Below are 24,952 nucleotides of genomic sequence, written 5' to 3'. Positions count from 1 at the left end.
CTTGTTTGAACTTCAATCACGACCAACAGAAATCAATAAAGACACACATCAGGGGCGTCACTCGCGGCCGCCGGGCTGTCTCCCACTGTCTGAGAAACCCGTGGTTTGAGGCCCCCATCCTCCACCACGGACAGATCCGCGAAGTCGAACAACGCATGCTTGTACAACTTGAGGCGTGGACTCAGTCCCTCGGGGCCGACACGCACCGCGACGAACTTCGCGCGATCGGTTTGCATCCGCTGCTCGAACTCCCGAACAGCTTGAGTCGCGGAAGAGGGATACCCGAATCGGGGAATCGCCTCCAGAACCGCAGAGGTCTGGGTCCCACAGTAGATGAGGTTGACCCGTCTGGCCTGGGGCTGGGATTCCGAGGCCTCGATGGCGATCTGGGTCATCTTGTCCGCGGACCGCTCCCACAGCAGCTCGTTCAACTGGCGGATGCGCTCCAGCTCCGGTGCGGGCACGCCCATCCCTTCGAGGAAGCGCCACAGCGCCGAGCCGGGCTGGAATGGCGGCTGCTTGTCGTCGAAGCGAACCAGATACATCTTCGATTCGAGCGTCCCGTCCTCCTGGAAGCTCAGCCCCAGGAACAGCGGGAAGTACTCGGTCCCCAGCGCCTGGGCATGGGACTTCACCCGCTCCGCGAAGGGGCCGGCCCGGAAGCGCTCCGGGAGCCGGCGCATCGCATCCTCGAACCCCGAGTGCCCCCGCATCGGATCGAAGTGCCAGCTCGCGGCGATCGAGTATCGCGTCGGACTCCCCGGCTTGAACTCGGCCCGCACCAGGCCCAGGTCCGAGGGACGGAACGTCTCGCAGATGGCCACCGAGCGCTCCACGCCCTCGTTGGAGAGACCCATCTGGCGCGTGTACTCCCGGAAGGACCGCGTCACCGTCTCGGTGTCGCTGTAGAGCATGAAGCCCAGGCCGGGCTCGTCCACGTTGAAGGAGAACTCAATCAACGCCTTCTTCGACACGCTCAGCCCTTGCACCGGGAGCCAGTACTCGAGGAACCGACGGACCTCCTGGGCCTCGCCCAGCAGGTTCTGGGAGCGGAGCGCGTCGCGCACGAACCAGCCGAGCGATGGGTCCGGGGTCCACATCATTTCGGTGTCGAAGTGGCAGATGCGATCCCGCGGCCCCACCTGCCCGGGCGCTACGATGTTGGCCAGCACCCTGCCCACGTAGCGCATGCCCAGGGCCACCCGGCTCGCGGGCCACAAGGGCAGGTCGCTGGCCGGCTCAGCGGTGGCGCCCTCCGGCTGAAGCGCCTGGGCGCCGAACCCCATGACCTGCTTCTTCCGCCACGCGCGCTTCGCCAGCCGCAGCGCGATGTCCGGACGGAGGAGGAACTCCGGCCCCGCCTGGACGTGCATCAGCTTGAGGAACTCCCGGTAGACCTCGGGGTGCTCGTGATTGAGGGCGTAGAGCTCTTCCACGTACCACTGCGCCAACTTGACCAGACGGGTGCGCTCGCCGGGCACGTGCGGGTGCCGCATCGCCTCCGCCGTCACGAAGAACCAGAGTCCGCGCAGCCACTGGGCGCCCGTGCGCAGGTACGTCGCGGTCCACGCCTGGGTCACCGCATCCAGACTGTCGAGCTGGTGCAGCGACTCATTCAGGAGGTTGGCTTCCAGCATCGCCACGGACATGCCCTGGCCGAAGACGGGATCGAAGTAGCACCAGGCATCCCCCAGGACGAGCAGCCCCGCGGGGAAGTCCGACAGCCGCTCGAAGTGGCGCCACCGCACGTCGGGGACCCGGTACACCTGCACGTCCGACACGGGCCGAGCATCCTTGATGGCCTCGTAGATGTCGGGCTCGCGAAGGCTCTTCGCGAACTCCACGAAGCCGCTCTCGTCGCGCGGCGGGTGGTGTCCCTCGTAGCCGAACAGGGACACAATCCAGCGGTGGTCCTCCACCTCCTGCATCGCCCCGCCCCGAGGCGCCTCCGGAGGCAACGGCGTCACCCACAGGCCGCGCCAGTCCCTGGGCGTCGAGGGCCGCTCGAAGAGCCGCGAGACGTAGCAGAGGTTGATGGGGAGCCGGCTCTCCTCCAGCGGGCCATACCCCAGGTCCGCCAGCCACTTGCCCAGTTGCGTCCCACGCCCGCTCGCGTCGACGACGACGTTCGCGAGCCGGTTCGTCACCGCGCCGTTCGCCTCCTGCCGTGAATGCGTCTGGACGCCCAGGATGCGCCGGCCATCGGGCGTGGCCAGCAAGGCGCGCACGGCGGTCGACTCCAGGATCTCCACGTTGGCGTAGGCGCGCAGGCGCCGGCGGAGGTGGCGCTCCAGGGAGAAGCGCGTCTGCGGGTACAACACGATGCCGCTGGGATCACGCGGCATCCAGTCACCGAACTGGAGCCAGCGCAGATCTCGGGTGAAGTCGAAGGGCTCGACGCCCTCCGCCTTCATCTCCTCCAGGAGCCCCGGGAAGTACTGATCCAGGAGGTCCACGCCACGCCGCAACAACACATGGATGTGATTGGCCTGCGGGGCGCCCGAACGGGGGCCGTCGTCGAGCACGTCACGCTCGATGACGGTGACCCGCTCGAAGTGGTCCGCCAGCACGCGCGCGGCGCTGAGACCGCCAATGCTCGCGCCAATGACGATGGCGCTTCCCGGAAGTTTGTTCATGACGAGTCCCGCCCCTCAGGCCGCGGCCTGTTGTCCTGTCAGATGCGCCAGGATGAGGTCGTGAACTTGAGTGGCGTGTAGAGTGTCTGCCTCGAGGAGTTCGGCACTGCGTGTCATCAAGATGGGGGCGCGGCCGGGCTCGGGCAGCAGCCCATGCGCCCCCTTGAGGAGCGAGCCGTCCATCGAGACGACCTCCAGGCGCGTGCGCAATCCCAGCTTCTCTTTCAGGACGCTACCGCCCACGTCCAACATCCGGAGGCCCAGCTTGGGGTCCAGGAACATCTCCAGCGGGTCGTAGCCGGGCTTGCGGTAGATATCGACGGTGCGCGCGTAGTCCGGGGCTCGCTGCTCGTCCAACCAATAGAAGTACGTGAACCAGGCGTCCGGCTCGGCCAGGGCGACGAGCTCACCCGAGCGCGGATGGTCCAGGTGGTGAGCCCGCTTCCCCTCCGCGTCCAGCACCTGCGCCACCCCGGGCTCGGCCTCGACCAGCGCCTTCACCTCGTCGACCAGCGCCGGGTCGCGGACGTAGATATGCGCGACCTGCATGTCCGCGACGGCGAAGGCGGCGCTCCCGCGCGGGTAGACCTGGTCACGGCCTTCCTCCTCGCGGATGGCGAGCCAGCCCCGCTGCCGGAAGAGGCGGTTCAGATGAACGGGCCGGGAGACGGGCGTGGCGCCGAACTCGGAGAGGATGATGACCCGGACACCGCGCGCCTCGTAGAAGGCGATGAGGCGGCCCACCACGGCGTCAATCTCCTGGAGGCTCTTGTGAATCTCCTTCGCGTCCGGGCCAAACGTGTGCGGCGTGTAGTCCAGGTGCGGCAGGAACACGAGGGACAACGTGGGGCTGTGCCGCTCCTCCAGCCACATCGCGACGTCCGCGATCCACTCCGACGAGCGGATGCTGTAGCTGGGGCCCCAATAGTCATACGCGGGGAAGTTCCCCAGCGCCTTGACCAGCGGCTTGCGCAGATGGAGCGGCTCCGTGAAGACATCCGGCAGCACCCGGCCATCCGAGGTGAAGGACGGCTGCGGGGTGATGGCGTAGTCCGCCTTGGAATACATGTTCATGAACCAGCACACCCGAGCGCAGGTGAAGCTGGGGTCCAGACTGCGCGCCGCGTCCCAGATCTGCGGCACCTGCACCAGTCCATCCGTCTGGGGCCAGAAGCGCACCTCGCCCAGCTCCCGGTGCAGCCACCCGTCCGCGACGACGCCATGCTCGCTCGGGTACTTCCCCGTGAGGAACGTCGCCTGCATCGTGCAGTTCAGCGCCGGTAGGACGGGCTGAAGCGAGACCATCCGCCCCGCTCCCGCGAATGCCTGCATGTTGGGCGTCGAGGGACCCACGTACCTCGCGCACAAACCAGGCAAATCCAAAACGACGCAACGTTCCATGCCGTGAGCAAACTGCCCGGGCTCGCACCAGTCAATCACCGACCAGGTTGGGCACTCTCTGGGCCCAGGCTGCTTGGATGGCCCGCACCGCCTGACAGCCGCCCGTGGAAAGTTACCGCGGCCCCTGGCTGGGAAATTTCAATGCGTGCGTTCATGCCGTGTCTGAGTAACAGCGCACCCGGCGCAATGGGTAGTGGTGCCCTTCGGAACGCGGTGTCCGGGCGTGCAAAAAAGTCGTCCAAACCGGTGCGAAATGCGGCCCGGGATGGGGGCTTTCGCCAGGGCCGAACGGCGCGCGTCCAATGACATTCGTGACACATTGTCATCTCACAGGTCCTTGACGGTGCGCGCTGACACACGCAAGACTTCGCCCGCATCCACTCACGTCTCATCCGGATCCCGAGAGCCCATCCGCGCGCATGCGCGAGGCGTTCGAAATGCGGCGCCTCGGCCCTGTCACCCGTTGGAACGTCAGGAACACATGGACTTCAGTTGGACACACGAGCAAGCGGAGCTCTACGACCGCGCCCTCGCGTTCGCGCGCGACCACCTGCCGGAGACGGCAAAGCCTACCAAGGAAGTCCTGCCACGCAATCTCTGGCAGCGATGTGGTGAGTTTGGTTTCCTGGGCCTGCCCGTCCCCACGACCCTGGGGGGCTTGGGGCTGGACACGCTGACGACAGCCCGGGTGATGGAAGCGCTGGGCCGAGGCTGCGTGGACACCGGGCTGGTCTTCTCCGTGGGCGCGCATCTCTTCGCCTGCGTGATGCCCCTCCTGGAGAGCGGCGACGACGCCCAGAAGGCCCGGTACCTGCCCCGGCTGAGTTCGGGCGAGTGGATTGGCGCCAACGCCATCTCCGAACCGGAGGCGGGCTCGGATGTCTTCGCCCTCAAGACGCGCGCGGTGCGCGACGGGGACGGCTACGTGCTCGACGGCGGCAAGAGCTACGTCACCAACGGACCGTCCGCCGACGTGTTCCTCGTCTACGCCGCCACGCAGCCGTCTCACGGCTACATGGGCATCAGCGCGTTCCTCATCGAGAAGGACACGCCCGGACTGTCGGTGGGCCGGCCCTTCGAGAAGATGGGCCTGTCCACGTCGCCCATCGCGCCCATCTACTTGGAAGGCTGCCGCGTTCCGGAGTCCGCGCGCGTGGGAGCCGAGGGCCAGGGCGCGGCCATCTTCAAGCGCTCCATGCAATGGGAGCGCGCGTGCCTCTTCGCCGCGTACGTGGGCGTCATGGAGCGCGTGCTCGAACAGACGGTGGACTTCGCCCGGACGCGCAAGCAGTTCAAGAAGCCGCTGTCGAAGAACCAGGCCATTTCCCACCGGCTCGCGGACATGAAGCAGCGGCTCGAGGCCTCGCGGCTGCTGCTGTACCAGGCCTGCTGGAAGATGGACCGCGGCCAGGAAGCGGCGATGGAGGTGTCCCTGGCCAAGCTGGCCATCAGCGAGGCCGCCATCCAGAGCGGACTGGACGCCATCCAGATTCACGGCGGCATGGGCTACGTGACGGAGACGGGCATCGAGCGCGTGCTCCGCGACGCCATACCCAGCGCCATCTTCTCCGGCACCTCCGAAATCCAGCGCGACATCATCGCCAACCAGCTCGGCCTATGACACTCGACCAAATCGTCATCCGTGCAGCGGCGAAGGCTCCCGAAGCCGTCGCCATCAAGGGTCCCGACGGGACGCTCACCTACGGCCAGTTGGATGCGCTCGCCAATCGCATCGCCCGCGCACTCCAGGAGCTGGGCATCCGGCGCGGCGACCGCGTGGGCCTGTGGGCGGAGAAGTCCGTGCGCGCCGTGGCGGCGATGCAAGGCATCGCGCGGCTGGGCGCGGCCTACGTCCCCATGGACCCGTTGAATCCCGCGACCCGGACGCGACTCATCCTGGACGACTGCGGCATCGACGTGCTGGTGACCACCACCACCCGGGCCGCGGAGCTCCACAACGCGGGCATGGGCCGGCTGCGCTTCCTGCTGGTGGACGACAAGGGCCCCGCGCTGTCGTGGAACCGTCTCTCCAGCTTCTCGTCGGAGCCCCTGCCCCCCCACGGCGCGGGCGACGACGACCTCGCGTACATCCTCTACACCTCCGGCTCCACGGGCACACCCAAGGGCGTGTGCATCAGTCAGCGGAACGCGCTGGCCTTCATCGAGTGGTGCCACGAGTTGCTGGAGACCACGCCCGAGGACCGCTTCAGCAACCACGCGCCGTTCTTCTTCGACCTGTCGGTGCTGGACCTCTACGCGGCCTTCATGGGCGGCGCCTCCGTCACGCTCATCCCGGAGGCGCTCGCGTTCTCCCCCGAGAAGCTGGTGGAGCAGGTCCTCCGGGAGCGGTTCACCGTGTGGTACTCGGTGCCGTCGGTGTTGATGCAGATGATGCAGGAGGGCGGCCTGCTGAGCCACGCGGACCTGCCCTTCCGCGCCGTGCTCTTCGCGGGCGAGCCCTTCCCCATCCGCCACCTGCGTCCGCTCCGCGAGCACCTGCGGGATGCGCGCCTGTTCAACCTCTACGGGCCCACGGAGACGAACGTCTGCACGTTCCACGAGGTGACGGACATCTCGGCCCACCGCACCGAGCCGGTCCCCATTGGCCGCGCGAGCTGCGGCAACCGGGTGTGGCTGGCCCGGCCCCCGCCGGACTCCGATGAGGCGCGCGAGGAAGGCGACGGCGTGGGCGAGCTGATGGTCGAAGGCCCCACGGTGATGCTGGGCTACTGGGGCCAGCCGCTCCACGGGGCAAAGCCATATGCCACCGGCGACCGCTGCCGCGAGCTGCCTGACGGTACCTTCGAGTACCTGGGGCGCCGCGACAACATGCTGAAGGTGCGGGGCCGCCGCATCGAGGCCGGCGAGCTCGAAGCGGTGCTGCTCACCCACCCCGACATCCGCGAGGTGGGCGTGGTCACCTCGGGTGAGGGACTGGCGACGCGGCTGGTGGCCTTCGTGGTCAGCAACGCCGCACGGCCGCCTTCCCTGCTCAACGTGAAGAAGCACTGCGCGGAGCGGCTGCCGCGCTACATGATTGTCGACGAGGTCCGCGCCATGGCGGAGCTGCCACGGACGCCGAATGGCAAGCTCGACCGGCGAGCGCTGCGCACCCTGGCGCAGCAGCCCGTGTCGCGCTGACCTGCCTCAACCGGTCTGCCCGGGACGCAGCGTCGCCTGCGTCTTCGGGTAGAACTGACGGGCCCAGGAACGGTAGGCATGGATGGGGCCGTCCTCCGCCACGAGCACGGGACGCTCCTTCCATTTCTTCGACTCCCAGACGGGCACGTCCTGGTCGATGATGGCGCTCATCTCCGCGGCGGACTTCTTCCACAAGAGCCGCGTGGCGAGCTCCGTGGGGAGCCGCCGGATGGACAGGACGCTGTGCAGCTCGATGCACGTGTCGTCCACGGGGACGGGGAAGAAGACGAGGCAGTACTCCATCGTCAGCTTCATCGTGACCTGGCCGCGCTCCACGACGATGCCCAGGCCATGGCACGAGATGTCGAGCGTCCCTTCCGCCTCCTTCGCCAGCGCCTTCACCAGACCGAAGAAGGTGAAACGCTGCGCCGTGCGATGCGTGTAGACGTGCTTGTCCACCTCCACCGACTTGGTGACGCTCTGCTGACCGTGCAGCCAGGTGCTGTGCACGTTGTCCGCGCCGTTCTCACAGAACTCCTGGACGTGCGTGCGCAGTGTCCAGGTCCGGGCGGGCAGGAAGCCAGTCCAATTTGAATCCGTGGCCTCGAAGAGCACGGGCGGCTCCCACTCGGGCGCCACGTCATCGGGGTGATGCCAGACGAAAATCTGGCCGCTGACCTCCCGGAGCAGCCAGGAGCGTACGGCGATGCGTGGCGTGGCCTTGCTGTAGGGCACGTGAACGACCGAACCGTCGCCGCCAATGCGCCAGGCATGGAGCGGGCACACCATGTTCTCCCCTTCCACGCAGCCGCCCTTCCCCAGGTGCGTGCCCAGATGAGGGCAGTACGCCTCGATGAGACGCGGCACGCCGCTGGTCGTGCGGAACAACACCAACTCCTGCCCGAAGATGCGGAGGTTCTGGTGCGTCCCGGGCCGAAGCGCATTCGACGCGGCGACGCGAAACCAGCCGACGGGATACGGCGACATCGGGAAACGGGCTGTCAGGGATTCGGGCACGGAGTCCTCGTGGGCGAAGCCGTACGCTTGTCCTCGCAATGACAGACTTCAAGGACGTGTGGAGTCAGCCGGGATGTGCACCCTGCAGTGGCCGTGGACGTCGCGGCGGGGTTGAAGCCGAAGCTGACGCGCGGAGAATCGCCTTCGCCCACGAGCGTGCAGCGCGTGCCGCGCACGTGAGGACCGCGGCCCGAGCCCGCCCCGCGGCCCATACCCTCCGTGTATCCCAGCCGCTCGAAACCCCTCGGGTTTCGTCAGCAGTCCGCCATTACGGGCACTCGCCTCCCCGCCTGCCTGCATCCGCCGCTCGACTTCATAGGGATGGCCGACGATGATGCCCGCTCGCGTCAAACGGGCCACATGGAATCCACCAGTGCTGTACGGCCTCGCCGGCGGTGGGCTCGAATCATCGCGGGCGTGCTGGCAATTCTCGTCGTACTCCCCACGCTGGCACTCGTGTCAGTGGTGGTCGGGTTGCGCAATCTCGACCACCCCTGGCTGAAGAAGCCACTGCTCTCCGAGGTCGAATCCGCCACGGGCGTCCAACTGGACTTCCAGACCGCGCATGTCGCCGTGCTCTCGGGGCTGCGGCTGGAGGGTCTGGTGGTGCGCACCCCGGCCCCGTTCCAGAGCGCCGCGCCGGAGCTGCTGCGTATCGGCACCGTGGAGGCGAACTGGTCGCTCGGCTCGCTCCTGAACGGGCCCCCGCAGATTGAACGGGTGCTGGTGCGCGATGTCGCCCTCGCCCTGGTGGCGGATGAGAGCGGCGCCACCTCCCTGTCGAGCCTGACCGGGCCGCCGTCCGAAGAACCCGAGCCACCGCCTGAAGCCCCCGTGGGCGCCTCGCGCCAGGTCGCGGACCTCCTGGGCACCGCGCTCCCTGTCGGGTCCGTGGAGCTGTCCGGCGTCGCGTTGGACTACCTCCTCGTCCAGAACGGGGAGGTGCTCGAACGCTGGGCGCTGCGCGGACTGGGAGCCCAGGTCGAAGCGAAGCAGTTGGACGGGCAATGGAAGGTCTTCGCGAACCTGGGCAAGGCCGACGCGCCGCTGCCATTGGAGGTGCGCCGGGAAGTCCGCGGCCTGCCGCCCGCGCTGGCGCAGCTCGCACTGGCCTTCTCGGTGGAAGCCGGTGCCTCGGTCGCGCGGGCACGGGTGGACGTCGACGTCACGAAGCAGAGCTTCGACCCGCGCTTCTCGGTTCGCTCGCTGCTCCACGGCGCGGTGGTGGCGCGCTTCGACGTCGAGAAGGAGCACATCGCCGTCGAGTTGGAACGCACCCAACTGACCGACAGCGCCGAGGTGCAGGGCGCGGTGATTCTGCCGGATGCCCCCGGGACGGCCCCCCTCCTGAAGCAGGCGCTGGCGGACATCGAAGTGGCGAAGCTGCTTCAAGTCATCCCCGCGGACTGGCGCCCGTTCTCCCTCGAGCGCGGCAAGGTGCACCTGGACGCGCGCGACATCACGCTCAGCGCGATGCCTCAGCTCGGGCCGCAGGGCCGGTTGGGCCTGGATGTGGAGCTCGCATCGCTGCGCCTGGCCGACGCCCCGCTCCAGGTCGCGCTCGGAGGTGGCCGCGTCTCGTTGGTCGCGACCCCGGACGCGCAGCAGGGACTCTCCGCGCAGTTGACGTTCGGGCTCGACGGCCTCGAAGTCGACGGCCCCACCACCGTGCGGCTGCCGAAAGCCCACGGTGAGCTGACGGGGCAGCAGCTTCGGCCAGAGCCCGCTTCGCCGCTCCAGGTCGCTGGAAACGTGAGCCTGTCTGGCATGGTGGAAGCCCTGGACCTCCGGGTGCCCGACCTCCGCGCCAAGGCGGAGCGGCTGGGCTTCGAACTCAGCGCCCCTCTCTCGGCCGAGCCGCCCTTCGCACTGAGCGCGAACCTCCCCATCGGGGCGCTCCAGGTGTTCCTGGACAAGGGACGCGAGGTGATGAAGGGGCCCGTGCGGCTGAAGCTCGACGTATCGGATGCCATCCCCGAGCTCGACGCGCCGGAGCGCAGCCGGGGCCGGGGAAGGCTCGTGCTCGAGGTGGGCACCGCCCAGGTTTCGCTGGACGCAACGAAGGGAAGCGACGACGTCGCGTACAAGCTCGCGGTGCAGACACCGGACCTCGTCGTGGCACGTCCCTTCATCCCTGATTCAGTCGCCGCGAGCATTCCCTGGAAGCACCTGGGCGTGATGCTGGCGTCCAAGGGCCGCGTGACGGCGCTCTTCACTGCCGCGCCCCGGGTGGACCACCACACGGAGCTGAACCTGCAGCGCCCCGCCTGGGATGACGTCTCCGCGCGCACCGTCGCCGTCGTCGTGCGCTCACAAGGCGATGCCTGGCGCCACAAGGGCGCGATGGACCTTCGCATCGAAGGACTCAAGGCCGGTGAGTCGGACCTGGGAATTCAGCACCATACGCTGTCACTGGACCTGGATCGCCGAAAGCCCGCGCTGCGCCTGGGACTTGCGAGTCAGGAGGGGCCGAAACTCTCGCTCGATGCCTCGGTGGCGTACGACCGGAAGGCCCGCGCGCTGCGGTGCGAGGTGAAGGGCAACGTCCCGCCGCTCGGAGCCCTGGCGCCGCTGCTGGCCAAGGCGCAGGTTCCGGCGGAGCTGGACACCTCACGGCTCACGTTAGGCCTGGAACTCAACGGCAAGCTGCGCGGCATCGTCACCGGGTTCACCGCGGAGGGACTCCCGCGCATGGCCCCCGACCCGGCGCGGACCGCCAGCTTCGAAGGCATGGCGGCGGTGGAGGCCCGAGGCTTCCGCTGGCGGCAGGATGCCCTCTTCGTCAACCTCCCCGAGCTGAACTGGCGACTCGAATCGCGCGTCGATGGCCCGAAGCGCACCGTCCACAGCGACCTGCGCGCGGAGAAGCTCACCGTCGGCATGAGCGATCGCCGCCTGTCGCTCGCGGGCCTGTCCAGCGACACCACCGCGTTCTTCACCGAGGCGTTGGACGCGGATGAAATCGAGCTGAAGCAGGAGGTGAAGCTTCGCACGCTCGAACAGAATCCAGCGCTGCCCTACCCCATCCAAGACGTGGCCGCGGTCTTCTCCGCCCGGCGCAAGCCCAACGGCGTCATCCACGTGCCCGAGTTCCATCTGGCCCATGCGGGCACGAACACGCAGTTGAAGGTCCGCGGCCGGCTCGACATGAGCGAGGACCGGCGCCGGCTCGCGCTCCGTGGAGAACTGGCACAGGACCTGAGCAAGCTCGCGCAACCCGGCGTCCTGGAGAGCAGTGGCCACGTCACCGTCGATTTCCGGGTGGCCTCTCCCGACCTCATCGCCTTCCGCACGCTCTCCAACCTGCTCCTCCAGGATGTGAATGTGCGGATGCCCGAGCAGGGGTTCGAGGTCGAGGCGCTGGACGGCAACGTCCCGGTGACGGAGAACGTGGAGCTGCGCAACGGGCAGGTGCGGTTGCAGAGCGACATCGATGTGAATCCGTACCCGATGCTCCGCTTCGCCGACCAGCACCCCCTGCTGTCACGCAGCGGGTACGTGTCCGCGAAGCGCATCGTCACGCCGTACGTGGCCATCGCGCCCCTGGCGGGCAACCTGTCCATCGACCAGCACGTGGCCTCCATGACGCAGTTGGAGATGGGCGTCCGCGGTGGCCGCATCACCGGCCAGTGGTTGCTGGACTGGCAAGGCAAGCACTCCACCATGGAGGCCCGCGTGCGCGCGACGGGCGTGCAGTCCTCCCGAGGCGAGCCCTTCGACGGCAACGCCGCCGTGGTCATCTCCGCGAAGGACCGCAGCATCGATGGCCGCGCGGAGATTCTCCGCATTGGCAATCGCCACCTGCTGGACCTGCTCGACATCGAGGACCCGCGCCACATCGACCCCGCCACCAACCGCGTCCGCTACGCCCTGCGCCTGGGCTACCCGGAGCACGTGCGGGTGAGCTTCAACCACGGCTTCGGCAGCCTGCGCATCACCATGGGCGGGATGGCCAAGCTGCTCAGCATCGATGAAATCCGCGGCATCCCCATGGGCCCCATCGTCGATCAGCTCATCAAATCCATGTCCCCTCCGGAGACCACGCCATGAAACACCGCGCGTTGCTGCCGTGGGCCGCCCTCGTCGTTTCGGGGTGCATCAGTGCCCCGGAAATCGTCATGGTCGATCGCGCGACGGCACTCGAGGATCAGGCCTCGGGTTCGTTCAAAGACGTGGAGCAGCGGCTGGCTCGCGCGGCCATGAACCCCACGCCCGTGCCGCTCACGCCCAACCAACTGGAGGAGCTGGGCATCCAGGCCACGCCCCTGGTGGAGAACATGAGCAAGACGCCCGCGGACCGCGTGGACGACCTGCTGCGCCGCCACTGCGTGGGTGAAGGCAAGGAGGGGCTGCTGGTGAACACGCGGCGCCGCTGCCAGGCCGGACGCATGACGGCGGATGACGTCGCCCTGGTGGAGCGGGTGAACCGCTCCCGGCAGCAACTCTGGAAGTGGATGGGCTCGGTCCGCCCGGGCGTGCCGGAGGACACGCTGCGCCGGAACTGGCAGCAGGCACACGCGCCAGGGGTCGTCTGTGGTGGCTGGGTCGAGGCCGATGACGGCACCTGGGGAGAGAAGAAGTGCTGAAGCGCCACAGGCTCTACGTGGTGGGCCTGGCCGCGCTCCTGGCGGGCAGCGCCACGGCCCAGGACGACGAGAACGACGGCGGTCTGCGCACGCCCACCCGCCTCACCGTGGGCGGTGGCGACCAGTTCCTGGGGCAGCTCGCGCCCGACGGGAACACGTTGATCTTCGCGACCAACCGCGACATCGCGACCGAAATCTTCGTGCAGGATTTGGAGCGCGGCCGAGAGCGACGCTTGTTCGAGGAAGGCGCGGACGTCACCTGGCCGCGTGTGAGTCCGGATGGCAAGCACCTGCTCTACATCTCCTTCCGGGACCAGGCCGGTGGTCAGCTCTGCGTGCGCGACCTGCCCGACGCGAAGGTGCGGCGCTGTCTCACGGAGGAAGCCAGCGCGCTCCAGGCCGAGTGGATTGATGCGTCGCACATCGCCTTGGTGAGCCGCGCCACCATCCAGGGTGACCTGCGGCTGTCACGTGTCGAGCTGGGCGGCGCGTGGCGCGTGAGTCCCCTGCTCGAGCGGAACCTGACCAGCCCCACCGTGTCGCCGGACGGGCGCTGGGTGGTGTACGTCCCGGTCGAGCGTTCCGTGCGGCAGGTGGGCCCTGGTTTCGCCGCACGCGCCGCGCCCCACCTGGAAGCCTTCAGACTGGACCGCCCAGGCTCGAAGCCCATCCCGCTGTCGCTCGACATCCCCGGACAGACGGGGCAGCCGATGTTCTCGCGCGACGGGCGGTTCCTCTACGTGGTGCAGTTCTTCACCGACTCCAACGGGGATGGGCTCATCGACGCCAGCGACGCCGGGGTGCTGTTCCGCGTGCCCTTCGAGCCAGACCGTGACGACGCGGCCGAGCTCGCCGCCGCGGCCAGCCCGGACCAGCTCACCAGCGAGTCGTGGAATTGCCAGTACCCCGCGCCCGCGGCCGAGTCCCTGGTCGCCACGTGTTCACGGTCGAAGGCCCTGAACGTGTACCAGATGCCGCTGGATGGGCAGGTTCCCAGCCACTGGGACGCGCGCAAGCTCAGCGAAGAGCTGCGCATGGTGGGACGGCGCGCGGATGAACTGCTGCTCTACCGCCACCGGCTGTTGGCCGAGAAGCGCCCCCGGCTCCAGCGCTTGCTGATGATGCGCCTGAGCATGCTGCACCTGGCGTTCGAGGACTTCGTCGCGGCGGAGTTCTACGCGCGCCACATGCGCTCCGTGGAGGAAGCCGCCACCGCGGGCCTGGAGGAGCCGCTGCTGATCCTCATCGACCATCGGCGCGCGATGAAGGAGCGCGAGCGCGGCCGCATGGTGGAGGAATTGAGCGTCGCGGAGGAGCGGCGCATGGAGGCGCTGGACCCCACGCGGGCCCCCAGCCCCGCCACCGAGGTCCTCCAGCACGTGGTGCGCAGCGAGCTGGCGGATGACGCGGGTGACTTCACGCTGGCCCGGAAGGAGCTGGAGGAAGCGCGCATCACGGACACCACGCCGCGCGCGGTGCTGCAGGCGTACTTCGAACAGGCGGATGCGCTTTACCGCAAGCTCGATGACCGGGAGGCGCTGGTCGAAGCGGGCCGCAGGCTGTCCGAGCACAAGGTCTTCCCCGCCGATGACCAGCTCGACTTCGCTCGCGCGGCAGCCCGCGCCCTGTACCGGGGCCGGCCCTACGCCGAGGCGGACGCGGCCATGGTGCAGGCGCTGAGCACGGCCCCCGAGGGCTCCGCCTATGCCTTCGCGCTGGAGCTGGGCCGGCATGTGAATGCCATCAACACGGAGCGGCCTCCACGCGCCGTTCGGGACGCGCTGAGCACGTTCTACCGACAGCAGACGGACCCGCTGCGCCGCAGGACGCTGGTGCAGGACGCCGTCGAGCGCGCCTCCGAAGTGGGCGCGGATGGCATCATGGAGACGCTGGCGAACCTCTACGTCGACGACGCCCCTCCGGGCACAGAGGAGCGGCGCCGCGCCGAGCGGCTGTTCCGCCGGGCCTTGATGGGCCGCGCCTACCGACGGCTGGCGCGCCAGCGCACGGACGCCGCCCTCGCGGACTTCGACCTGGTGACACAGCGCACGGGCTCCCTGGAGAGCGCGGTCGAATCCATGAACCTGCGGCTGCGGGCCCGCGTCAGCCCCGAGCAGGTGCAGAAGGAAGTCACCACCACGTCGCCCAAGATGGTGAAGCCACTCGCGCACTTCGTGAAGGCGTACGTCACCGCGCGCCAGTTGCCCAAGATGGAGGACCGCGCCCACTCCGAGGCGGTGGTCTCCGCGCTGAGCGAGCTGCGCGCCGTCTGGCCCGACATCAAGAACCAGCGCGCGGTGCATGTCCTCTCCGGCGCCCTGCACCACGAGGACTTCCTTCGCAGCCGAAACCCCGCCTCCGCCGAGCGCGCCAACCGCCACTACATGGTGGCCTTGGACTTGATGCGCGACAACGTGCGTTACCGGGCCATGGTGCTGGGCGCGCTGGGCATGCTGCACACGCAGGTGGGCAACTACCACATCGCCCTGAACTACCTGGAACAGCGGGACGCGTTGCCGTACGTGGACAACTGGGCCGGGCTGGCCGTGTCGCTGGCGCGCGCCAAGGTGCTCATGCACGTGGACCGCGAAGCGGACGCGGCGAAGGCGGCGGACAAGGCCCTGGCCATGGTGGACGCCACGCCCCGGCTGGAGCGGTTCCTGCCCGTGGCCCTGGACCGCGCGGCCCTCTACAACCTGGCGTCGGGCAACTTCGAGCGAGCCCTGGCGCTCTATGACCGGGAGATGCCCTTTGTCGAAGCGGGCGCCCAGGACGAAGAGGGGCTGCGCAACCGACTGGTGGTGCATCTGGCCCGAGCGGCCGCGGCGTTGGGCGCGGGGCATCCGGAGCGAACGCTGGAGGATTTGACGCACGTCGAGCGCGATTTGGAGTCGCCAGCGGTCCGCGCCGCGTTGAAGTGGGCGCACACCACGCCGGAGCATGTGCTGCGCTCGTACCGGCTCATGGCCGCGGGCCTGCGGGCGAACGCCGAGACGCGGCTCGGGCGGCTGGACGAGGCGGCCAAGGCGCTCGCGCTTCGACGCGAGCTGTACCTGAAACAGTTCGACCAGTTGGACCGTGACGAGGACATCCGCGCGGTGACGCTGTCGGAGCTGCGGCTGGCGGAGAATGCCGTGGACCGTCAGGACCCGGCCCGCGCGGCCCAGTGGCTGAACGAGGCGCTGAAGCACGCCGACAAGCTGATCGCGCGTACCCACGCGGACGTCGACACGGGGCAGCTCAACATCCTCTGGTTCGCGGCGCAGTTGCACGCGAAGGGAGAGGCCCAGTTGGGCTTCGACGTACCCAAGCGCCTGGGACAGGCGCAACGCTCGCTCAATGAATTGCGCGATCCGGCGTGGCGCTCCTACGTGGCCTGGTTCGAGATCTACCAGGCGCTCGGTGCGCCCGTGTCCGAGGACCGACGAGAGGCAATGGTCCATCCCGCCGCGCCTTGAACCCTGGCGCCACATCTGGATTTGAACTTCGAGTCCTTCTGAATATGCCGTCAGCAGCAGAAGACGAACAGGAAAGATAGGAATAAGAAACGGGCCAGCGCACGCTTGCCACGGGCTCCGCTCGTGGCCATTGCATCAGGCAGGCGACCACTCCGTAGAATCAATCAATGACCGCCTACAACGCCGGCAAGCTCTTCGGTGAGATCGAGCGCGCCGTGAAGTCGGATCTCTCCGTCGAGGAAGCGTTCCTGCGCATCATCCAGTTCTGCTCGACGGCACGCCCTCATCCAGACTGGTCCGCGCTCCGGACACTGCCTGTGGAAAGCGATCTCCAGTACCTCCAGCAATGGCTGGAAACCATCACGCGGGAAGCACCACCGCCAGCGCCCATCACCGGCCTATGGTTTGGTCTCTTCAACCCAGTCGTGCAGGACCGCGTGACAGCGGACCTCCATCTCATCGGGGCCCCCTACGACGCGACCGACCCCGATTGGCTGTTTCGGCAGCGGTGGGGCAAGGACACGCCCGACTCGGGCTCCAAGGTCCTTGATGCCATCTACCAGATTGCCTACGGGCACGAGGACGGCCTCGGGAACGATGCCGAATACCCCTTGGCGCTGGCGTACGCCGCGCTCGCGATCCGACACCTTGCACAGCGCATGAGCACACGGATCCTCGGGGATGCAGCCCAGCGAGTCCTCCATGTCGGTTTCGACTCCGGCGACTTCCTGGTCATCGGAGCAGTCCAGAAGGACGGCCTCATTATTGACCGTCAATGAGGCACATACGGCTCTGTCACACGCTCGAACGACACCCCAAGGTTCCCTACCCCTTCGAGTGCGTTCTTGATGTCCTCTGAAACAATGAACGCGATCTTGAACTTCTTCAGCCGAAAGACCCGCGCGCCCTCAGTCTTCGAGGGATCGATTCGCAGTCCGTAGATCCAGTTGTACTCTCCCTCATATCCAGGGGCAGGGTCGTCCTCGTCATAGTGATGCACTTCCCGGCACCCGGCCTCGTCTATGGCATCAACCACCTTGGTCGCATTGACGACGAAGTACTGTTCGGACTCTCCCTCCACCGCCACCGGAAACAGTTGGACGTCATCGGGAGCCATTGTTCTGAAGACGTTCGCGAGTGCTTCGCTGCCGATGGGACTCCCCTCTACCCCTGCGAACACGAACGCGCGCTTCTTTCCGGGATGTGAAACCTGCGCCTTGATGGGTCCAGAATCTGGAAGGACTCGACCATCCGTGAACAACCAAGGCTCGTCAAACGACTCACCAGAGTCCCGTATCGGCGTCTCAAGCAGCCATTGGGGCACATCGCCAAGTCTCACCCAATAGAAGTTCCGTTCCACCCGACCCTCCTACTTCACGATGAAGCTGCGCAATTCCGAACCCGGCGTGAGCAACTCATCTGCAATCTTCGCGAGTTCCTTCATCAAACTGGCCTGGCAGCTCTCCGTCGTTCGGCAGCGTGCAACAGAACGAGTTAGCCGCTGAAGCACCTCATTGTGATAAAATTCGGGATGAGGCCCATCGTGCCCATTGAGCCGGACCTTGTTTGCGGCGTCCTCAAGCGTCATCCCGGCCTTCTTGAAGACCTCCTCGCACCTCGGCGTCCAAGGCCCCCCGGAAGTGTCGGCAATGGGGTTCTTGTTCGTGCAGATGTGATGAACCGGCCCGGTCTCATCGCCAGGGAACCGCCCTTCCCCGTACATCGCCAAGGCGGCAGCAGCCCCGGGCGCCAGTGTCACATTCAGCACTCCAGAGGCAGGCATCGCGATTGACGTCACGCCGCCACTCAGGGCGGCCCCGAGCTGGAATCCCGCCTCGGACTGTGCGCGAAGCGCGGCTTGAGAAAACCCCGGGAGTTTCGGCCCCTGGGCCGCCATCGCGCTCTTTCCACCGAGCGCCGCCATGACGACGAGCACCAGGACACGTGTGCCGTTCGTCCCAGCACCCGCCCGAACCGATGCCCGATGCCCTGTAGCTCGATGACGCTCATTGCCGTCCCAGCATCATCCCACAACCGGACGAATCCGCGCCCTATCTCCCAGACGGGCACGACGCCCAGGTAGGCCACCATCGCCGCCGTCAAGGCCACGGCGATGACCTTGGTAACAGGTTCGGGGAGGGCCAGCGTAAGGAGCAGCGTCAGCGCAGCCGACGTCACCATGGCCTTCAGCGCCACCGGGTTCAGCACAGCACCGACCTCGGCCTCAACGCTCTCCCACACGGTGTCGAGCGCGAAGGAAAGCGCCATCAACGTTCGGTCCTTTCGCGAGAAGGTCAGCCCCGTTCCGCCCACCAGGGTCAGACAGTCATTCGCATCGGGGCAGATGCGCGAATGCAGGGTCTCCAGCGAGCTGCCCGTGCCTGAGTCAACAATGCCCGTGGATGACGCCAGCAGCGATTTGGACCGCGACCACTCATGCTGGTCGACCGCATCGGTTTCGCGGAAGGCGACGTCCATTCTCATGTCGAGAACAAGGCGCGAGAGGGCGGACTTGAACGCGTCCTCACTCACCTGAACAGGGTCAACAGCAACTGACTCGTGGACAAACCGCTGCCCGTTCCCAACATCGATATGGACGACACGGGTGGTCGCACACCCCACTGAAAGCAGCAGCAGAGAACCGACTGCAATCAATCTCATGGACTCCCCCAAAGCTGCCTCTCCGAAATCAGGAGGCGCGGCAGCCTGACTTTGGGGTCTGACAATCCAAGCGAAGATCACGCGACCTTCCCCTGCGACAGCCATCCCCAAAGCCATCGCTGCCAAGGACGGCCTTTACAGACGGGGCGCGGTGACAAGCCTTTGACTTGCGAGCCATCTGCATGCCGGACTGAGGCAAGCCTTCGTTGAGCGAAATCCGGACAGGCGCCAACCCGTTCGCGCTCGTGAGCAAGGTCGCCCTGCGCGTCGTGTCTTCCCGGGGCCCTGATGCCGCTACGCGCGGAGAACGGCCATTTCCAGAAGCCGACCGCGCTGGGCCCGCTTCGCGCGGGTGTGGACCGTGCGATGCCCCTTCGCCGCTGGCGGCGGCCTCATCTCAGCGGCGCGAAGCGGCCTCTCGGAACTCCGGAGGCAACCCAGTGGCAACCATGAAAAAAGGCCTGGATGACCGAAGTCACCCAGGCCTTTGAATTTCTTGGAGCCGACACCCAGGCTTGAACTGGGGACCTACTGATTACGAATCAGTTGCTCTACCGCTGAGCTATGTCGGCGCGAGAGGTGGGCGGGGAGTACCATGGGGTCGCATGTCCGGCAAGCAGAATTGATGTGGGGCCCCGATCGATTCACGGGACCGCATCAATTCATCCGTGCCGTTTTCGTTGGATTTCCAACCATCCACCCGGTTGACCACCCTGACATGGATGACACACCGCGTCTGCCGTAGCTGACACACCGCGTTGCCATAACTGCCCGTTATCTTTCCAGATTCTGGGGATCGGAAGGCGGGTCCGCTGCGGTTGACCCCTCGTAGCGCATATGCACATAAGGGCGCCGCTACCCCCACGTGCCTCGCCCACACCCGGCGACGCGACAAGGAGCATCTTCCGTCATGGCCAGCGAAGAGAATTTCATGCGCGCCCCGGCCCCTACGCCCAAGCGCACCGTCTACACCGAGGCGATGGAGATCTTCCATCGAGCCTCGGACCTCATCGCGCTGGACAAGCGCGTCCGTCTCGAGCTGGAGGAGCCGGACTACGAGCACATCTTCTACGTGACGGCCAAGCTGAAGGACCGCCTGGTCCCCCTGCCGGAGGACAAGGCGCGCGGCTTCGCCAACCTGCCCGAGACGCAGGTGCGCAACAAGGAAGGCCTGGAGCTGCTGGCCAACGGCAACATCATCCTCAACGGCCGCGCGCTGCTCGGCTCGGATGTGGACATCCGCCAGGGCCACCTGCGCCTGCCCGACGGCAAGGTGTACCAGTTGGTCCCCGGTGAGTCGCAGCGCTTCAAGGCCTACCGCGTGCAGCACAACCAGGCGCGCGGCCCCTACAAGGGCGGCCTGCGCTACCACCGCGAGGTGTCCCTGGACCTGTTCAAGGCCCTGGCCGCGGAGATGACCTGGAAGACGGCCATCGCGGAGGTTCCCTTCGGCGGCGGCAAGGGCGGCATCCAGATTGACCCGCGCGAGTACGGCCGCGAGGAGATCGAGGCCATCACCCTGCGCTTCATGTACCGGCTCAAGAGCATGATTGGCCCGGACATCGACATCCCGGCGCCGGACGTGGGCACCAACCCCGGCATCATGGCCCTGCTCTACCGCCAGTACTCGGACGGTGAGCGCGAGCGTCACAACCTGCGCGGCATCGTCACCGGCAAGGACGTGCGCATCGGTGGCTCCGAGGGCCGCAACAAGGCCACCGGCCAGGGCGTCGCCTTCTGCATCGAGGACTACTACGCCGACCGCGGCGAGTCCGTGAAGGGCAAGACGTTCATCCTCCAGGGCTTCGGCAACGTGGGCAGCCACGCCGCCATCATCCTGTCGCAGATGGGCGCCCGCCTCCTGGCGGTGAACGACGCCGACGGCACCATCTTCAACGGTGACGGCATCGACGTGACGGCGCTGTCCACCTACGTCCAGGACGCCAAGAACCTCAAGCACAGCGTGCTCGGCTTCCCCGGCGCGCAGCGCATCGAGAAGAAGGACCTCTGGGACGTCCAGGCCGACATCCTCATCCCCGCGGCCCTGGGCGGCGAAATCACCGCCGACGTGGCCGAGCGCCTCCGCGTGAAGCTGGTGGCCGAGGGCGCCAACGGCCCCACCACCCCGGAAGCCGACCGCATCCTGGAGAAGCGCGGCATCGAGCTCATCCCGGACATCATCGCCAACGCCGGCGGCGTGACGGTGAGCTACTACGAGTGGATCCAGAACAAGCGCATGGAGCGCTGGAGCGAGGCCGAGGTCGATCAGCGCCTCGAGCGCGCCATGAAGCGCAACTACCGCATCATCCGCGACATCTCGCGCAACCAGCCGCGCAAGACGGAGATGCATGACAGCCGCCAGTACTGCATTGGCCAGACGGTGGACACCCGCTGCGCCGCGATGATTCTCGCGCTCAAGCGCATCGAGGCGCACTACCTCCTCGAGGGCTTCTCGCAGTAACGCCCACCGCGGACGCTGGAAACACGAAGGGCACGTCCTCCATTCAGGGAGGCCGTGCCCTTTGTCATTCGCGGGCCCGACAGGGTGGCTCGGCGGCCCCCGCTTGTCCGGGAGCGCCAGGCCGCGCAAGCCCCTCACGGGACCACGGGCAACCTCAGTGCATCACCCGCTCGCGGTCCACCAGCAGCAAGGGCGCGTCGTCCTGCGTCTCATAGGCCACGATGCGCAGCCCCACGCCGCGGCTGCTGCCTTCGCGCCCGTCCTTGCGCCCGAAGGCCAGGGCCACCTGGTAGCGGACCTCGCACAGGCACGTCATCTCCGTCCCGTCCTCGCCGGCGAAGGTCACCTTCAGCTTCTCCCCCAGGCCCACCTGGTCCCGGACCTCCACGAACATGCCCCGGGTGCTGATGTTGCGGCCCACGCCACGCAGCATGCCGTCCTGGGTGGTGAGGTACACGGTGAAGACCTTGTCGAAACGGAGGTGGGACCGGCGCTCGTGAGGACGCTCGAACATGGGGGTAGCTCCCGGAACAGGTGGTGACAGGGGCAAACTACACGGTAGCCAGATGTAGGCAACTTCTTCACCTACATCCACCCCCACACACCTATGTAACGGCTGCCGAGCAGGCCCGGGCATGGCACCATGCTTGGCTGAACCCCTGTTCCCCGGAGACCCCGCCCGTGAACCGCATCCTCCTAGCCGCCGCCTTCCTCCTGCCCGCGCTCGCCTTCGCCGACGCGGACCCTCGTTTCGCCAAACTGCGCGACGAGGCCGAGCCGCTCGGCGGGCTGGGGACCTTCCTGGAGAAGTACATTGGCGCGTGTGAAGGCGCCTTCGTGGACGCGCAGTGCAAGTCCAACGCGGAGGCGTTCCGGAAGAAGTATCAGGGCAAGCGCCTGTACATGATCGTCACCGAGGACGACGCGTCCATGCTCAGCCCGGGGCCGTACTCGCCGGGCACGGGGGAGTACACCATCAACATCACCCCGTTCTTCCCCGGCGGCAGCTCGGCGCTCACGCACGGCGCGCCCAAGAAGACGGACGCCAACGGCAACCCCATCCTCCCCTACCTCGCCGTCACCGGAGACATGCCGGAGGGTTGGAATCTGCAGATGTTCACCCGCATGTTCTCCATGCGCGCGGTGCGGGCGCAGGTCGTCTTCACGCCGCAGGGTGTTTGGAGCCTGCCCAAGAAGGGCAGCGGGAAGATCCACGGCGTGACGGCCCGCATCGAGGCCATCCTCCTCACGGAGGGCCGCAGCGGCCAGCCCATGGGCCTGTGGCTCAACGGCAAGGACGCCAAGAAGCGCTAGGCGCGCCTCACCGGGCGACGGCGATGTACTGGAGCGCGTCGCCCCGCTTCACCCGCAGCAGGATGCTGGCGCCGGCGCTGCCCTTGGACAGCGCCGCCCGCACGCCCGCCGCGTCCTTCACCCGGCGGCGGTTCACCTCCGTCACCACGTCCCCCGCCCGCAGGCCGGCCGAGTCCGCCGGACTGCGCGGCGCCACCCCGGACACCAGCGCGCCGGACCAGGCCGTCTCGCCCAGGGGCGCGGCCACCTCGGGCGTGAGGTCGCGGAGCACCAGCCCCACCTCCTCCTCGCTGGTGGTGCGCTGGATGAGCCCCTCGGTGGCCTCTTGCGCCGGACGCGCCACCAGCCGCACCGTGACGTCCTGCGTGGCGTCCCCGCGCATCAGCGACAGCTTCGCCTCGGTCCCCGGCGCCAGCAGCGCCACCTTGCGCAGAAGCTGCAGGTAGGAGCCGATGGGCCGCCCGTTGACGGCCACCAGCCTGTCACCGGAGCGGATGCCCGCGGCGGCGGCGGGGCTGCCCTTGTAGACGTCCTTCACCAGCGGCGCCCGGCGCTCGCCGCCGTTGACGCCGTCGTCGTTGATGACCACGCCCAGCCAGCCGCGCTCCAGCTTGCCGTTCTCCCGGAGGTTGGGCAGCAGCTCCTTCACCAGGTTGATGGGCACCGCGAAGCCAATGCCCTGCCCCTGGCTGATGATGGCGGTGTTTACCCCCACCACCTCGCCCTTCATGTTGAAGAGCGGCCCGCCGGAGTTGCCGGGGTTGATGAGCGCGTCCGTCTGGATGAAGTCGTCGAACTGGCCCACGCCCAGCACGCGCTCCTTGGCGGAAATCATGCCGTGCGACACCGAGTGGTCCAGGCCGAAGGGGTTGCCAATGGCCACCACCCAGTCGCCCACCGCCATCCGGTCCGAGTCGCCCAGGTAGAGCGCGGGCAGCCGCCCCAGGTCCACGCCGCTGAGCCGCAGCAGCGCCACGTCCGTGGAGGCGTCACGGCCCACCACGGAGGCGGCGAACTCACGGCCGTCCGCCAACCGCACGGCGATCTGCTGGGCGCTGGCCACCACGTGGTTGTTGGTGACGACGTGCCCGTCGGGCGTCAGCACGAAGCCGGAGCCCGTGGCCCGCTTCATGCCCTCCAGCCCGTTACTCCGCGGCCCCACGGTGGTGATGTTGACGACGCCCGCCTCCACCGCGCGAATCAGCGGCGCCAGCGAGGACGGGGGGACGAAGTCGGGGATGCCCGGGTCGCCCTCGGCGCGCTCGCGCCACAGCCCCAGCTCGGCCGTCTGCCCCTCCGGACCGGCGGCCTTCGCCGCGAACCAGGCGGCGTGCTCGCGGGCTCGCGCGGGCAGCCAGGTGTCGAGAGGACTCTCGGCGCCCGCCACCCCGGGGATGAGCGCCAGCGCCAGACAGACGGACAGAAATCGGGAAGACACGGTGAGGCAGCTTACACGGCGGGCCATGGTCGAGCGGACTCAACAAACAAGGCCCGGCGCCCCCTTCCCGTGTCGGGGGGCGCCGACAAGCGCAGGCTCAAGCCTGGGCGGGGGCGATGTACTTCGCCACCTTCACCCGGGCCGGCCGGATGACGCGGTCCTTCAGCCGGTAGCCCGCACGCAGCTCGGCGACGATGCGCTGGTCCTCGTCCGGGGTGGCGGTGATTTCCATGTCCGCGGCCTCGGCCACGTTCGGGTCGAACGTCTGGCCCACGACCTGGAGGCGCTCGATGCCGGTGCCCTGCACCTTGGTGAGCAGCACGTCGCGAATCATCCGCACGCCCTCGGCCAGGGGCGAGGCGTCCTGCGCGCTGGCGGAGAGGCAGCGGTCCAGCTCGTCAATGGCCTCCAGCAGCGTGACGGCCACGTTGCCGCGCTCCACGTCCAGCATCCGCTCCCGCTCACGGGTCAGCCGCTGCTTGAACTCCTCGCGGTCCTTCTCACCGGCCTGCACGGCGCGGACGGCGGTGTCGTACTTCTTGCGAAGCGTGTCCAGCTCCGCCACCAGCCGCTCCCGCTCCGGGTCCTTCGCGGAGGCGCCGCGCTCGTCGGAGACGTCCGCTTCCGGGCCCTGCTGCGGCGAGGAGGTCGCTCCGGCGGCGGAGACAGGCCCCTCGCCGTTGTTGGACGGGGGCTGCTGCGAGGCTTCGGAGGCTGCGTCGGTGGGGGTGTTACCGGCCATGTCGAACCTGAGGCGTTGGATGGGTGCGCGGTCTCGCGCGAAAGGTTGGGAGGCACTTCTGCTGCCCGGAACCTAACCGCGAGACGGCACCTGTCAA

Annotated in this window: 15 protein-coding genes, 1 tRNA gene and 1 pseudogene; 8 read left to right on the top strand and 9 right to left on the bottom strand. The window is 67.7% G+C overall.

The window, feature by feature from the left end:
* Positions 1–32: 32 nt before the first annotated feature.
* Both A176_RS12475 and A176_RS12470 read right to left on the bottom strand, forming a co-directional pair.
* The gene (locus A176_RS12475) at positions 33–2,636 is read right to left on the bottom strand and encodes an NAD(P)/FAD-dependent oxidoreductase (RefSeq protein WP_002638603.1); all 2,604 of its coding nucleotides are present in this window, start codon (positions 2,634–2,636) and stop codon (positions 33–35) included.
* 15 nt (positions 2,637–2,651) lie between these two features.
* On the bottom strand, positions 2,652–4,037 hold the full coding sequence (locus A176_RS12470; protein ID WP_044889094.1) for an alkaline phosphatase family protein: 1,386 nt from the start codon (positions 4,035–4,037) through the stop codon (positions 2,652–2,654).
* Between the two features lie 481 nt (positions 4,038–4,518).
* Between A176_RS12470 and pigA the strand changes: the two genes are divergently transcribed.
* Entirely contained in the window at positions 4,519–5,658 is a 1,140-nt protein-coding gene (gene pigA, locus A176_RS12465; protein ID WP_002638605.1) for a prodigiosin MBC biosynthesis dehydrogenase PigA, read from the top strand.
* Positions 5,655–7,178 (top strand): amino acid adenylation domain-containing protein, encoded by a 1,524-nt coding sequence (locus A176_RS12460; protein ID WP_002638606.1) that lies wholly within the window; start codon positions 5,655–5,657, stop codon positions 7,176–7,178. Before pigA ends, A176_RS12460 begins: the two co-directional genes overlap by 4 nt.
* 6 nt (positions 7,179–7,184) lie before the next feature.
* On the opposite strand, the gene A176_RS12455 is transcribed toward A176_RS12460, so the two are convergent.
* Complete coding sequence (locus A176_RS12455; protein ID WP_002638607.1) at positions 7,185–8,234, bottom strand: Rieske 2Fe-2S domain-containing protein; 1,050 nt, start codon at positions 8,232–8,234, stop codon at positions 7,185–7,187.
* Between the two features lie 321 nt (positions 8,235–8,555).
* On the opposite strand from A176_RS12455, the gene A176_RS12450 reads away from it, so the two are divergent.
* The 4 genes from A176_RS12450 to A176_RS12435 all read left to right on the top strand — a co-directional run bounded on the left by A176_RS12450 (position 8,556) and on the right by A176_RS12435 (position 17,018).
* Positions 8,556–12,245 carry a translocation/assembly module TamB domain-containing protein gene (locus A176_RS12450; protein ID WP_021780909.1) on the top strand — a complete coding sequence of 1,230 codons (3,690 nt, stop codon included), beginning with the start codon at positions 8,556–8,558 and terminating at the stop codon, positions 12,243–12,245.
* Positions 12,242–12,781 (top strand): DUF1318 domain-containing protein, encoded by a 540-nt coding sequence (locus tag A176_RS12445; RefSeq protein ID WP_002638609.1) that lies wholly within the window; start codon positions 12,242–12,244, stop codon positions 12,779–12,781. The genes A176_RS12450 and A176_RS12445 overlap by 4 nt, the downstream gene beginning before the upstream one ends.
* Entirely contained in the window at positions 12,775–16,239 is a 3,465-nt protein-coding gene (locus A176_RS12440; RefSeq protein ID WP_002638610.1) for a TolB family protein, read from the top strand. The genes A176_RS12445 and A176_RS12440 overlap by 7 nt, the downstream gene beginning before the upstream one ends.
* A 167-nt stretch (positions 16,240–16,406) precedes the next feature.
* Complete coding sequence (locus A176_RS12435; protein ID WP_002638611.1) at positions 16,407–17,018, top strand: hypothetical protein; 612 nt, start codon at positions 16,407–16,409, stop codon at positions 17,016–17,018.
* Here A176_RS12435 and A176_RS12430 read toward each other — a convergent pair.
* The 3 genes and pseudogenes from A176_RS12430 to A176_RS12420 form a co-directional block, all read right to left on the bottom strand.
* A complete protein-coding gene (locus tag A176_RS12430) occupies positions 17,012–17,599 on the bottom strand; it encodes an imm11 family protein (RefSeq protein WP_193409841.1) in 588 nt (195 codons plus the stop codon). The two genes, A176_RS12435 and A176_RS12430, sit on opposite strands and share 7 nt — an antisense overlap.
* 9 nt (positions 17,600–17,608) lie before the next feature.
* Positions 17,609–18,900 (bottom strand): annotated as a pseudogene (locus A176_RS12425) (AHH domain-containing protein).
* A 497-nt stretch (positions 18,901–19,397) separates the two neighbouring features.
* Positions 19,398–19,472, bottom strand: a tRNA-Thr gene (locus A176_RS12420).
* Between the two features lie 338 nt (positions 19,473–19,810).
* Here A176_RS12420 and A176_RS12415 point away from each other — a divergent pair.
* Entirely contained in the window at positions 19,811–21,361 is a 1,551-nt protein-coding gene (locus tag A176_RS12415; RefSeq protein ID WP_002638615.1) for a Glu/Leu/Phe/Val family dehydrogenase, read from the top strand.
* 154 nt (positions 21,362–21,515) lie between these two features.
* On the opposite strand, the gene A176_RS12410 is transcribed toward A176_RS12415, so the two are convergent.
* Positions 21,516–21,875, bottom strand: coding sequence for a PilZ domain-containing protein (locus A176_RS12410; protein ID WP_002638616.1), 360 nt, complete (start codon positions 21,873–21,875; stop codon positions 21,516–21,518).
* A gap of 167 nt (positions 21,876–22,042) precedes the next feature.
* Between A176_RS12410 and A176_RS12405 the strand changes: the two genes are divergently transcribed.
* Positions 22,043–22,675 (top strand): DUF6066 family protein, encoded by a 633-nt coding sequence (locus A176_RS12405; protein WP_002638617.1) that lies wholly within the window; start codon positions 22,043–22,045, stop codon positions 22,673–22,675.
* Between the two features lie 7 nt (positions 22,676–22,682).
* Here the strand turns inward: A176_RS12405 and A176_RS12400 are convergent, their stop codons facing one another.
* Positions 22,683–24,140, bottom strand: coding sequence for a trypsin-like peptidase domain-containing protein (locus A176_RS12400; protein ID WP_002638618.1), 1,458 nt, complete (start codon positions 24,138–24,140; stop codon positions 22,683–22,685).
* 70 nt (positions 24,141–24,210) lie between these two features.
* A complete protein-coding gene (locus A176_RS12395; RefSeq protein ID WP_002638619.1) occupies positions 24,211–24,855 on the bottom strand; it encodes a nucleotide exchange factor GrpE in 645 nt (214 codons plus the stop codon).
* Positions 24,856–24,952 lie beyond the last annotated feature (97 nt).

The sequence above is a fragment of the Myxococcus hansupus genome (genome assembly GCF_000280925.3).
Classification (GTDB): domain Bacteria; phylum Myxococcota; class Myxococcia; order Myxococcales; family Myxococcaceae; genus Myxococcus; species Myxococcus hansupus.
The sequence above is the reverse complement of the archived record's forward strand: the minus strand, read 5'-3'. Positions and strand labels throughout refer to the sequence as shown.